Consider the following 12,200-nt stretch of genomic DNA (forward strand, 5'->3'; position numbering starts at 1 on the left):
GCAGTGTCCCGGAGCCCCGTGATCCCAGGTCAGCCGAGGGACGCGTCCCGCACGGTGCAGGTGTCCGTGTCCGCCGGACACCAGTGGGTACGGCCGCCCACCAGATGAAGTTCGAGGTCCGCGTCCCGCATGCCGTTGCGGTCGAGAGCGGCACGCAGCGCGGTGGGCGCCGGCTGGGGCGGCAGCCCGAGTACGCCGATCACCACGACGCCGTTGCGGCCCTCCACGGAAGCGATCTGCCACTTCCCGGTGGCCGCCCACTTCTCGGCGACCGGGCGGGCGTCGGCGGCCAGGGAGCGGTCCCGGGCGACGCTGATCGTCCCGGTGGTCAGCGGCACGGCGATCAGGAGCATGAGTCCGATGACGGCCGCCAGTGAACCGCCGTGGAACCGTCCCACGGCGAAGCCCGACTCCCGCGCCACGCCCCGTACGCCGAAGACGAGGAAGACGACCGTGCCGGTCGCCACGATGGCCGCCACATTGGTCGCGAACAGGAGCGTGGACTCGCCGGCGTCGTGATAGCGGCCCACCGTGAGCAGGAGCCCGGTCACGGCCAGCGGCGGCACCAGGGAGATGGCGATCGCCACACCCGGGAGGGTGTCCGAGATGTCCGCGCGCACGAGCGCGAAGGCGCCCACGGTGCCGGTGGCCAGCGCGGCGAGCAGGTCGATCAGACGTGGGCTGATCCGGGACGTGACCTGGCTGTTGGAGGCGAAGCTGTCCGGCGGTGCGGCGATCCAGCCCAGCAGCATGCCGACCGCCACCACGGCCAGCGCACCGCCGAAGACCAGCAGGACGCACCGCACCACCTGCGAGCGGTCGGCGAGGACCAGCGCCAGTGCGCTGCCCAGAATGGGAGTCATCAGCGGAGCCACGATCATCGCCCCGATGACGGTGGCCGTGGAGTCGCCGACCACGCCCGCGCTCGCGATGACGGACGCCAGGACGAGCAACCCCCAGAAGCGGGTCGAGCCGGGGCTGCGCAGACCGCGTTCGATGAAGAGGGCGTCGCTCATCCGGCGGAGGGTGGCGGCGTCGACAGATGCCATACGGGTTCTCCTTGCCGAAACAGCTCAGGGACCGGGCAGGCGCGGATCAGGTAGGCGCGAACGGGCAGGCGCGGACCGGTCAGGCGCGGACCGGGCTGTGCCTGACCGCGCCGCCGTAGCTGGCCGGATCAGGGAGTGACGAGGGCGAAGTCCGGGTCCGGGGGACTGAGGTGGCCGAGGAGTTCGGTGATCTTCGCCGCGTCACCGGTGATGGTGGCGCGCCCGGCGAGCTCCGACGGGGGGAGGCTGCCCAGCAGGACGCCACGCAGCGCGGCCTCGTCCAGGGCCACCTCCACGTCGGGGGAGGAGACGGCCGGTCCGGTCCCGGCGATGTGGGTGAGCACCCCGTTGCGCAGCCGCAGGGTGACGGGCTCGCCGTCCGTCACGTTCCAGCGCACGCTGATGTCCGCGTCCCAGCTGCGAGGGCCGTCGACCCGGATGGACAGGGCGTCGAAGAGCTGGTCCAGCGACAGCGCGCGGAGGAAGTCCCCGGACGCGGTGGTGGTCGGCGACCCGACCGGTCCCCGGCGGAGTTCCAGAGCGCCCGTCAAATAGAAGTTGCGCCAGGTGCCGTTCTCGCTGCCGTACCCCAGCTGCTCCAGCGCGTCCGCCTGCAGAGCGAGGGCCTCCGCATGCGTCGGGTTCGCGAAGACGACATGGTTCACGACCTGCGCGACCCAGCGGAAGTCGCCTTCGGCGAACGCGTCACGCGCCCGGCGCACCACCTCGTCGGCGCCCCCCATGAAATCCACATACCGCGTGGACGCCTCGACGGGCGGGTGCTCCCACAGATGGGCCGGGTTTCCGTCGAACCAGCCCATGTACCGCTGGTAGATGGCCTTGGTGTTGTGGCTGACGGATCCGTAGTAGCCGTGGGTGTGCCAGGCCCGCTCCAGCGCCGGAGGCATCTCCATCGCCTCGGCGATCTCCAGGGGTGTCATTCCCTGGTTGATCATCCGCAGCGTCTGGTCGTGCAGGTAGGCGTACAGGTCGCGCTGCACGGAGAGGAACTCCTGTGCCTTCTCCCGGCCCCACACGGGCCAGTGGTGGGAGGCGAAGGCGACATCGGTGGAGTCGCCGAACAGGGTGACCGCCTCGGTCAGGTAGCGGGCCCAGACCCGCGGGTCGCGGACCTCCGCACCCCGGAGGGTCAGCAGGTTGTGCAGGTTGTGGGTCGCGTTCTCGGCGAGGCAGAGTGCCGCGTGGTCGGGGAAGTGGATGTTCAGCTCGGAAGGGGCCTCGGTGCCGGGCGTGAGCTGGAAGACCATGCGGATGCCGTCGACGGTCTCCGTCTGCCCGGTGCGGGTGATGTCGAGCGTCGGCGGGATCAGGCCGACCGAGCCCGTCGAGGTCGTCTGCCCCAGCCCCGCGCCGATCTGTCCCTGCGGGCCCTTGGGGAGGGCGGCCCCGTACATGTAGGCGGCGCGGCGCGCCATCGCCGTGCCCGCGTACACGTTCTCGCTGACCGCGTGCTCCAGGAAGCCCTCCGGTGCGATCACGGGCACGCCACCGGCGACCTCCTCTTCGCTGAGTACGCCCTTCACTCCACCGAAATGGTCGACATGACTGTGCGTGTACAGCACGGCGGTGACCGGGCGGTCGCCGCGATGGCTGCGGTAGAGCGCGAGGGCCGCGGCGGCGGTCTCGGACGAGATGAGCGGGTCGATCACCAGGACGCCGCGCTCGCCCTCGACGACCGTCATGTTCGACAGGTCGAATCCGCGGATCTGGTAGATGCCCTCCACGACCTCGAACAGTCCGTGGTCGGCGACCAGCCGGCTCTGCCGCCACAGGCTCGGATTGGCGGTGGGCGGGCAGTCCTGGGCCAGGAACCCGTAGGCGTCGAGATTCCAGACGGACGTACCGTCGGCTGTGCTGATCTCGCTGGTCTCCGCCGTCCCCATGAACCCGCGCCGGGCGTCGTCCATGTCCTGGGTGTCATCGAACGGGAAACGGCTCAGAACCTCCTCGTTCGCCCGGCTGATCGAAGACTCGGCAGGCTTGGACTGGGTGTTCCCGGACATGGTGCGCTCCCTCGCGACGGACAGGCGGCAGCCCGTCGGCGGCCCCGTCCGCCAGCCTTGCCGCAGTGTCACTCACCTGCCAGCAGGGCTACTCCGAACGGATCAGGCGTGGGCGCGGGCGGTGGCCGACCGGAGGCGGCACCCTCCCGGCGGAGCACATGAGGAGAGGCGGCCGGGCTCCCCAAAGCCGGCCGCCTCCCGTTCATGACTCCCCGGTCAGATCAGCAACGGCCGGCCGGGCGGTCGCGCTTCACGAGGTTCGTGTAGCCGGTCGTGCCGTCCAGCCACAGGACACGCTGACCTTCGTCGGCCGTGCCGAACGCCTGCTCGCCGCGGTTGCAGGACATCCGCTGCGGGCCGCCCTTGCCGTCGGGCGCGACCTGGTACAGCTTCGCCATCGTGTCGTTGGCCCACCACGTGGCCGGCGGGGTGCTCGTGATGCTGACCGCGTCGTCCGAGGCCGTCAGCGTGTAGGCGTAGAGGGAGCCTTCGCCCGCCTCCGGGGTGACGGTGACCGGGTTCGAGCCGTCGAGGCCGGCGCGGCGCACCGCGGCCTTGCCGGAGTCGGTGAGGTCGTTGTCCTCGATCCAGAAGACACCGTCGTCGGTGATCGCGGTCTGGCCGATGCCCATGGCGTCGTCGGCGGCGGGCATCGTCGTCTTGGTGTGGGTCGCCGTGTCGAAGACCTCGACGCCGACCTTCATGTTGCCGTTGGCGTCAGGGGCCACCTTGGCGTAGGCGATCTTGCCGTCCTTGATGGAGGCCAGGCCCGAGATGTTGTAGGGGCGGCCGCCGTCGACCAGACCGGTCTCGCCGGTCTTCATGTTGACGTACCGGACGTTCGTGACACCGTACTGCGGGTTGAGGGCGGTGTACGCGACCCAGTCACCGTCCACGACGAGGCCGGTGACGTCGCTGCCGATGCCGTCGACCCTCTTGGCGAGGCCGCCGCCGACCGGGCGCGCCATGATGAAGATGCCCTGGCTGCTGTAGTCGGCCCACACCACCGTCTTGCCGTCGGTGTTGGCGTAGACGTTGTAGTCGCCGTTGTTGGCGCTCACCAGCTGCGGCTGGCCCTTGCCGGAGGTGTTGCCCAGCCACACCGAGTACGGCTCGCTGCCGTCCTCGTTGGAGCGGGAGACGGCGTACTTGCCGCCGGCCGCGCCCACGCCGGTGCTGGCGATGTTGACCTTGGAGACGAGCGTGTCGGTGTCGACACCGAGGGCCTTCTCCCAGCCGGGGACGATGCCGTGCGCGTCGAAGGACCGCTTGACGATCGCCAGCTGGGCCTTGGTGGCACCCAGCTCCTGCGCGGCTGCGATGACCGCGGCGCGGCCCTCGGTGAAGCCGTCGAGGGGGGTCATGTACGCGGACAGGGCGCGGTAGACGTACTGGTCGGCGAGCTCGGCGCCCAGGTCCTGGCGCATGTCCCACAGCGCGCCGGAGAAGATCGTCGAGTTGAGGTGGACGCCGCCGTTGTCACCGCTGTAGGTGACGCCGATGAAGTTCTTCGACGTGGTGGCGCCGTCGTTCAGGTCGCGCAGGGCGCACTCGCGGGGGCCCGCGGTGGTGCACAGGTCCTCACCCAGGAGACCGGCGTCCGGGTCGTCCATTGACTGGCCATTGGCCTCCAGGTCGATGGCGTTGCCGAAGTAGTCGGCGAGCGCCTCGTTCATGGCACCGGACTGGCCCGCGTAGACCAGGTTCGCGGTGTGCTCGACGACGCCGTGGGTCATCTCGTGGCCGACGACGTCGGTGTCGGCGGAGAAGGTGCGGTAGTCGCCGCCGCCCTGGCCGTACACCATCTTCTGGCCGTCCCAGAAGGCGTTGTTGTACGGCTGGCCCCGCTGGACGACACCGACCAGGGAGTAGATGTAGCCGTCCTGGCCGTCGAGGCCCTTACGACCGAAGTGGTTCTTGTAGTAGTCGTACACCTTGCCGGCCGCCCAGTGGGCGTCCACGGCGCCGGAGTTGGTGTACTCCTCGCCGAGGTCCGGGGTGGCTGGCTGGAAGTACTTGACGCCGGTGGGCCAGACACCGGAGGCACTGGACGCCTCACGGCCGCGGGCGTCGTACGTGGCGATCATGGGGCCCGCGTACGGGGAGTCGTCCACGCCCCGCTTGCTGTAGTCGATCATCTGCAGGAGACCCTTGGTGTCCTTGTACAGATTGATGTCGACCTTCTGGCCGTTGTAGCGGACGCCGCTGCCCTTGACGACGAGCTGGTCGGCGGCCGCGGTGGTGGCGTCGGCGGGGGCCTCGACGCCTTCCGTCGCGCCGGTGCCCGTGCCCGTGGCGCCGAAGGTCTTGATGCCGCTGTACTGCATGACCGGGAAGCCGGAGTGCGCGTCGATGTACACCTCCTGCTGGACCGGCGAACCGTCGGCCGGGTTGGTGCCCGTGACGGTGATGTGCCGGGTCAGCACGCCGGTGCCCTGCGGGAGGATCGTGACGGCCCCGGCCGTGCCGGTGAACTCGGCCCGGCCCGGCTTCTCGCCCTTGGCCGGGGCGCGCAGCAGCCCGCCGCCCAGCTGGGTCGTGACGGCGCCGACCGCCCGCTCGATGGCGGTCTCTTCGGAGATCTTCGGGGCGACCGAGTCGAGCTTGAGCTCGGTGAAGTAGTTGCCGGAGGTGCCGGTGACGGTGCGCTTGCCGTCCTTCTTGGTCATCCGGACCAGGTACTGGCCGCCCAGGACCTCGACACCCTTGTACTTCTGCTGAAGACGGACCGTCTCCTTGCCACCCTTCTCGGCCGTGGTCCCGGCCGTGGCCAGGTCCTTCGCCGAGGTGTCCGCGATGTGGTAGCGGCTCTTCTTCGCCTTCAGATGTCCGCGCGCCGCGTCGGCGGCGCTGCCGGTGGCGGTCACCGCCTCGTGCAGGTCGGTGACGAGCGAGGGGGTCTCGGTCTCGGTACCCGGCGTCACCTCGGACGCGGAGGACGCGGGGGCGGTGTCCGCGTGCGCGGCCGGTATCGCCGTGACCAACAGGCCCGCGGCGGCCAGCACCGCGGCGAGCAGCGAGGCCACCCGCGCGGCGATCGCCGCGCCGCCGCGGACCGTCTCGATGCCGGTGGCACGTGGGGTGTTCACCGAGCTCAGCAGCTGGGCACGCATTGTTCACACCCCCGCTCCGGTACTTGCATGTCGCTATCCGATATCCGTTCATGCAGCAGTGGCACCGGAGGGGCACCGTGCGGAGTTCATCCGCCGACCGACGCGGCGGACCCGACGGCCTCCGCGCTGGTGGTGAGCGACTCGCTCCTGAGCAACGCCCTGGTGCCGCTCTTCGAGGCGGTCTGGGAGCGGGCCGTCCCCATCGGGTCCGTCACGCACGACCGGATCACGGACGAGGACCGGGAACTGCTGACCATGCTCGCCTCCGGCCTGAAGGACGAGGCGATGGCCCGGCGCCTCGACATCCACGTGCACACGGTCCGCCGCCGCATCACCCGCCTGATGCAGGCCCTGAACGCGGAGACCCGGTTCCAGGCCGGGGTGCAGGCGGCCCTGCGGGGCTGGCTGACCGTATGAATCAGGCCTGTTCAGGGTCGCCCGCACCCCGGCCGCCCGGACCTTGACGGCCGGAATATGATCACGTCGATCGGCCAGGGGGGCCAGATCCTTGTGGGCCTCTGGGGGGCGACGCCGTGGGTGTCATCGTGGGTGCAGTGGTTGCGGTACTGGTGGTCGTGGGCGTGTGGTGGGTCGTCCGGACCTACAACCGGCTCGTCCGGCTGCGGAATCAGACACAGGCCTCGTGGGCCCAGATCGACGTGCAGTTGAAGCGGCGCCACGACCTGATACCGAATCTCGTCGAGGGGGCGCGCGGCTACGCCGCCCATGAGCGCGGGACCTTCGAAGCGGTCACCGCCGCGCGCGGAGCGGCCGTGAGCGGCGAGCTCGGGGTGACGGAGCGGGCGGCCGCCGAGGACACGCTCACCACGACGCTGGGGAAGCTGTTCGCGCTCGGCGAGAGCTATCCGGACCTCAAGGCCGACCAGCACTTCAGCACGGTGCAGGCCGAGCTGAGGTCCGCCGAGGACAAGATCGCGTACGCGCGGCAGTTCTACAACAGCGCCGTGCAGAGCTACCACACCGCCCTGGAGAGCTTCCCGGGGAACATCGTGGCCGGGCTGGGCGGAGCGCACGGGAGGCGGGAGTACTTCGAGGCCCCCGGTGCGCCGCAGGACCGGGTCCAGGTGAGATTCGCGTGACACACATCGAACAGCTCTACTGGGGCGGCGCCGCCCTGATCGTGCTCTGGCTCGTCGTCTTCGGCTTCGCGCTGGCCGTCACCCGCAACGGCGTGGTCACCCCGGGGCCGGCGAGCCAGGAGCTCGGGGACGAACCCGAGTCGCCGGCCGTCGTCAGCCTGCTCGGCAACGGCTGGCGGGGAGTCGAGCACGCCGCCGCGGCCACCCTGCTGGACCTCGCGGCCCGCGGGCTCGTCGAGCTGCGGCAGCCGGGCGACGACCCGGCCCGCAGCAGCGTTCACGTCACCGAGGCCGGCCGGGCGGCGCCGACGCTGCTGCCCTACGAGCGACGGGTGCTGGACCGCGTCAGCGCCCGCGCGGTGCACGGCGCCGCGCCCATCGGGGCGATCGCCTTCCGCGACGTCAAGCGCGCCGTCGCGTGGAACGCCGAGCTGCGCAAGGAGATCATCGGCGAGGCCAGGCTGCGCGGCCTGTCCCGGTTCCGGTTCGCACCGTGGCTCGTCAGCGCTCTGCTGTTCTGCGCGTTCGTGCCCGGTGCGCTGTTCACCGTGGCGGCGGTCATGGGAGGTCACAACCTGCGCGCCGCGCTCGCCGTCGGTGTGGCGCCGGCGCTCCCGCTGATGTTCCTGCTGGGCAAATCGCTGGGGGAGCGGGCGACACCCAGAGGACTGGAACGCGCCGGACACTGGGCCGGACTGCGGTCCTGGCTGACCGCGCACGAGGACTTCGCCCGGCTGCCGCCCGCGGCCGTGACCGTCTGGGACCGCTATCTCGCCTACGGGACCGCGCTCGGCGTCACCACCCTCGCCAGCCGGCTCCTCGGCTTCGACTCGGGAGACCGCCGACGTGTGTGGTCCTCGTACGGAGGGACCTGGCGACCGGTGCGGATCCGCTACCCGCGGCTGCGCCCCGGGTTCGGCCGCTCGACGGTCCGCCTCCTGGACCTGGCGGCCGGGGCGGGCGTGGTCGCGGCGGGCCTGTGTGTCTTCGCGGTGCTGCGGCAGCCCGACTGGTCGGTCGGCTTCGAGGAGTACAGCGAGCACGCGTGGCGCCGGCCGGGACTCGTGCTGAGTGCCGGCTGGGTGGTCAGCGCACTGCTCGGGCTCGTGGTGGCCGGCAAGTTCAGCCGCTGGGCGCTGCTGGGGGCGTTCCTGGCGATGATGCCCGGCAACTTCGAGCAGGGCGAGCACGGCTGGTTCATCGAAGCGGCAGCTCAGGAAGGACCTGTGCCCGCCGAGGTGGCGGCGATCGTGGCCTTCGGCGCGCTGGCCGCGTACTTCGTGGTACTCGCCTGCCTGGAGCGCCGGGAACCCGACACGATCACCGGCGAGGTGCTGCGGATGGAGTCGCGCAAGGGGAAGGGGGCGGCCCGCTTCCTGGTCCTGGACGAGGGGGACACGGACGTGACGACCGCCTGGGCGCTGCCCGCGACCTCCCAGGGCATCGCGACCGGCGCCCGGGTACGGCTCGGGGTCTCGCGGGGCACCCGCACCATCCGTTCCGCGGAGCTGCTCAAGGCCGCGATGCCGGAGGGCGACCGGTTGAAGCCCGCCAGGCAGGACGCCTCCTGAGGACGGAGCCGGGCCGCCCGGGGCAGGCGAGCGCGGTTCCGGGCTCCCGGTTCGTCACCCGCTTTGCTCCGCCGTCCCGTCCTGCGGCTAGTTTGTGTGCAGGACAGATACGCACGCCCGTGGAACCAGGGGTTCACGGGGGACGGGAGGACGGGAAGAGTGTCGCTGCGCGCAGGTGACCCGGCCGAGATCGGCGGCTATCCGCTCGAGGCGCGGCTCGGTTCGGGCGGCATGGGCACGGTCTTTCTGGCCCGTACGAGTTCGGGGCGGCCGGTCGCGATCAAGCTGATCCACCAGCAGTACGCGGGGGACGAGGAGTTCCGCACGCGCTTCCGTCAGGAGGTGGCGGCCGCGAGGCGGGTGAGCGGCGCGTTCACCGCCGCCGTGGTCGACGCCGCCCCCGACGCCGAGCAGCCGTGGATGGCCACGACCTATATCGAGGGGCACACGCTCGCCCAGTACATCGCGGCGCACGGCCCGCTGGACGGAGGCGAGCTGCGCAGGCTCGCCATCGGGCTGGCGGAGGCGCTCCGCGACATCCACCGGGCCGGCGTCGTCCACCGCGACCTGAAGCCCTCGAACGTCGTGCTCTCGCCCGAGGGTCCCCGCGTCATCGACTTCGGCATCTCGCGCGCCGTGGACCAGCAGACGCTGACGATGACGGGACGGGTCATCGGTACGCCGCCCTTCATGTCGCCGGAGCAGTTGCAGGCGCCGCGTGGCGTCGGACCGCGGTCCGACGTCTTCTCGTTGGGGACCCTGCTCGTGTACGCGGCGACCGGCCACGGGCCCTTCGACTCGGACAGCCCGTACATGACGGCCTATCAGGTGGTGCACGAGGAACCGTCGCTGGACGCCGTCCCGGTGGCGTTGCGCGCGGTCGTCGAGCCGTGTCTGGACAAGGAGCCCGAGGGCCGGCCCTCGGCGGACGAACTCCTCGTGCTGCTGCGGGACCTGCCGGGCGATCTCGGCGGGACCGGCGTGCACCGGGCGGGCGCGGGCCGCACCCGTGACATGAACACTCAGCATCACTTCGCGACGCGGCCCACCCCGGACCCGACCGCCCCGGCCGGTTCCGGCGACGGGAGCACCGCCATCGGGCGCCGGCTGCGCAGCCGGTGGCGGCCCGTGCTCGCGGCGGCGGTCGCGGTGGCGGCGATCGGCGGGGGAGCCGCCGCGATGAAGACGGGGGACTTCGGGGGCAACGGCGACGGCGAGAAGGGCGACGGCGTCGCGGCGGCGGGTGCCGCGCTGCCGGACGGCTTCAAGCCGTGGCGCAGGGCCGTGGAGGCCGGTGACGAGGACATTCCCGACGAACTGCGATGCGTCGCGCGCGGGGACGCGCTGTTCTGCGGGGGCGGCGGTGTGGTCGCGACCCGCATCAGCGCCGTGGACGGCTCGTCGCGGTGGACGGCGAAGAGCCCGGGCGTCCCCGTCCAGGGCATGCACCTGGTCGGCGTCACCGACGGCACGGTGCTCGGCTACCGCTTCGCCGCCCAGGACGCTCCGCAGGGACCTGCCACCGAGGTGGTGGCCCTCGACGCGGACAGCGGCCGGGAGCTGTGGTCCGTGCCGTCCGGTGCCCAGTCGACGGCGGTCACGGGCCGGACCCAGGACGCCGTTGTGATCGGCTTGGCGGTGGTGACCGTCGACGCCTCCAACTCCCGCTTCGAGGCCCGGGACGCACACAGCGGTGAGCTCAGCTGGACGACCGCGTTCCCCGCGGGTACACAGTGCGCCCCCGTCCCGGCGGGCCCACGGCTGTTCGCGATGTGCGCGGCGGATGACGAGATCAACGCCTTGGAGGTGCGCCGTCCCACGCTGTACGCGCTCGACCGCGCCTCGGGAACACTGGGCAGCCCTCTCGCGGTCGACGGTCCCGCCGTGCCGGTGGGCGTCGCCGGCGCCACGCTCGTACTTCTCCAGGAACACCGGGAGGGACCGGAGACGACCGGCTACGACGGGGTGGCGCGAGTCGACCCCGTCTCGCGGAAGGTGACGTACTCCCGGCTGGCCAGGACCTACGCGGGAACGCCCGGAATGGCGGACGGCACCGTGTACGTGAGCGGGCAGACCGGACTCGTCACGGCGCTCGACCCCGCGACGGGCCGGAAGAAGTGGTCCCGGCAGACGGGTGTGGAGGGTGCCGCGGGCCCCGCGGCGGGAGCCGGCGCCCTGTATTTCAGCTCGGCGTCCGGCCGGGTGGTCGCCCTGGCGCCGAAGGGCGGAAAAGTCCTGTGGACGACGGATCCGCAGGCCGACGGTGTGGCGGGTGAGCAGGGCGCGAGCCCGCGCGTCACCGTCGCGGGGCGTGCGGTGGTCGTGGCCGCGGCGAAGAACACCCTCTTCGCCTTCGACGCGCAGAATCCGCCCGAGGCGGGCTGACCCCGGGCGAGCGGGACGCCTCGGACCGCGCTCACCCGAGCCCGCGATGGGCGGCCCACAACACCCCGGCACGGCCGGCGGCGTCGGCGATCAGCGCCGCCAGTTCGGGGTCGTCGGGGACGGGGAAGGACACGTACGCGCCCCGGCCGCCGGCGACCGGTCGGCCGTACGCCTTCGCGGCCAGACGGCCGTCCGGGAGAAGCCGGACATTGAGGGTGGTCAGTGTGAACGCCTCACCGCGCCGCGTGTCCGTCCAGCGGAGGGCCTGAGGGACCGTGACATTGATCGCCAGAGCGGTTACTTCCAGGTCGCTGCTCATGGAGGGATGATCGCATGCGAGGTTTCGTGGCCGGCCGGTTGAACGCAACCCACCGCCCCGTACGGCCGCTCCGGGAGTCCGCTGGGCGGCCGTCGGGGGCGGGCCGGGCCGGTCGGGTCCGGTGCAGGACACTGGTCGACGGAGGGAGAGTTGATGCATCTCAGTACTGCTGTCGACGGGGACCTGACGCGGCTCGTTCCGACGTCCGAGGACGACCTGCATCTGCTGGCCGGCTGGTTCGCCGACCCCGGCTTCGTGGAGCACTGGGGTGGGGTGCCGGTGTCGCGCGAGGAAGTGGCTGCCAAGTACGTGGGACGTCGCCGCCCCGAGGTCGAGTCGTTTCTGGTGCTCGCGCGGGGAGAGCCCGTGGGCTATGCGCAGTACTGGTACGCGGGCACTGCCGAAGGCGGTCTCGACCTGGTGCTGGTCGCCGGCGCACGCGGCCGCGGCCTGGGACCGGACGCCGCCCGTGCGCTCACGAACCATGTGTGTGGAACCCTGGAATGGCAGCGGGTGACGGTTGATCCGGCCGTGACGAACGTCCGTGCCGTGCGTGCCTGGGAGAAGGCGGGCTTCCGGCGTGTGCCGGGCGAGGGCGAGGCCCTTCTGCTGGAGTACCGCCCGACGAGAGGGTGCTGA

The 12,200-nt window shown here is 71.6% G+C and carries 8 protein-coding genes and 1 pseudogene; 5 read left to right on the plus strand and 4 right to left on the minus strand.

What is annotated here, in order from left to right; genetic code table 11:
• Nucleotides 1–29: 29 nt before the first annotated feature.
• From EAO72_RS08045 to EAO72_RS08055, 3 genes are all read right to left on the minus strand, one after another.
• A complete protein-coding gene (locus EAO72_RS08045; RefSeq protein ID WP_148016547.1) occupies nt 30–1,049 on the minus strand; it encodes a DUF389 domain-containing protein in 1,020 nt (339 codons plus the stop codon).
• Between the two features lie 128 nt (nt 1,050–1,177).
• Nucleotides 1,178–3,073, minus strand: a complete 1,896-nt coding sequence (locus tag EAO72_RS08050) for an alkyl/aryl-sulfatase (RefSeq protein ID WP_148016548.1) — start codon at nt 3,071–3,073, stop codon at nt 1,178–1,180.
• Between the two features lie 221 nt (nt 3,074–3,294).
• Nucleotides 3,295–6,186 carry a M4 family metallopeptidase gene (locus EAO72_RS08055; protein ID WP_148016549.1) on the minus strand — a complete coding sequence of 964 codons (2,892 nt, stop codon included), beginning with the start codon at nt 6,184–6,186 and terminating at the stop codon, nt 3,295–3,297.
• Nucleotides 6,187–6,276: 90 nt separating this feature from the next.
• On the opposite strand from EAO72_RS08055, the pseudogene EAO72_RS08060 reads away from it, so the two are divergent.
• The 4 genes and pseudogenes from EAO72_RS08060 to EAO72_RS08075 form a co-directional block, all read left to right on the plus strand.
• Nucleotides 6,277–6,603: pseudogene (locus tag EAO72_RS08060) on the plus strand (helix-turn-helix domain-containing protein); the annotation flags it as partial.
• 128 nt (nt 6,604–6,731) lie between these two features.
• On the plus strand, nt 6,732–7,286 hold the full coding sequence (locus EAO72_RS08065) for a LemA family protein (protein WP_222724074.1): 555 nt from the start codon (nt 6,732–6,734) through the stop codon (nt 7,284–7,286).
• Complete coding sequence (locus EAO72_RS08070; RefSeq protein ID WP_148016551.1) at nt 7,283–8,857, plus strand: DUF2207 family protein; 1,575 nt, start codon at nt 7,283–7,285, stop codon at nt 8,855–8,857. The genes EAO72_RS08065 and EAO72_RS08070 overlap by 4 nt, the downstream gene beginning before the upstream one ends.
• Before the next feature lie 159 nt (nt 8,858–9,016).
• Nucleotides 9,017–11,242, plus strand: a complete 2,226-nt coding sequence (locus tag EAO72_RS08075) for a serine/threonine-protein kinase (RefSeq protein ID WP_148016552.1) — start codon at nt 9,017–9,019, stop codon at nt 11,240–11,242.
• A 31-nt stretch (nt 11,243–11,273) separates the two neighbouring features.
• Here the strand turns inward: EAO72_RS08075 and EAO72_RS08080 are convergent, their stop codons facing one another.
• The gene (locus EAO72_RS08080) at nt 11,274–11,561 is read right to left on the minus strand and encodes a hypothetical protein (protein WP_148016553.1); all 288 of its coding nucleotides are present in this window, start codon (nt 11,559–11,561) and stop codon (nt 11,274–11,276) included.
• Nucleotides 11,562–11,714: 153 nt separating this feature from the next.
• Between EAO72_RS08080 and EAO72_RS08085 the strand changes: the two genes are divergently transcribed.
• Nucleotides 11,715–12,200, plus strand: coding sequence for a GNAT family N-acetyltransferase (locus EAO72_RS08085; protein WP_148016554.1), 486 nt, complete (start codon nt 11,715–11,717; stop codon nt 12,198–12,200).

Source organism: Streptomyces sp. OR43 (genome assembly GCF_008042275.1).
GTDB lineage: Bacteria > Actinomycetota > Actinomycetes > Streptomycetales > Streptomycetaceae > Streptomyces.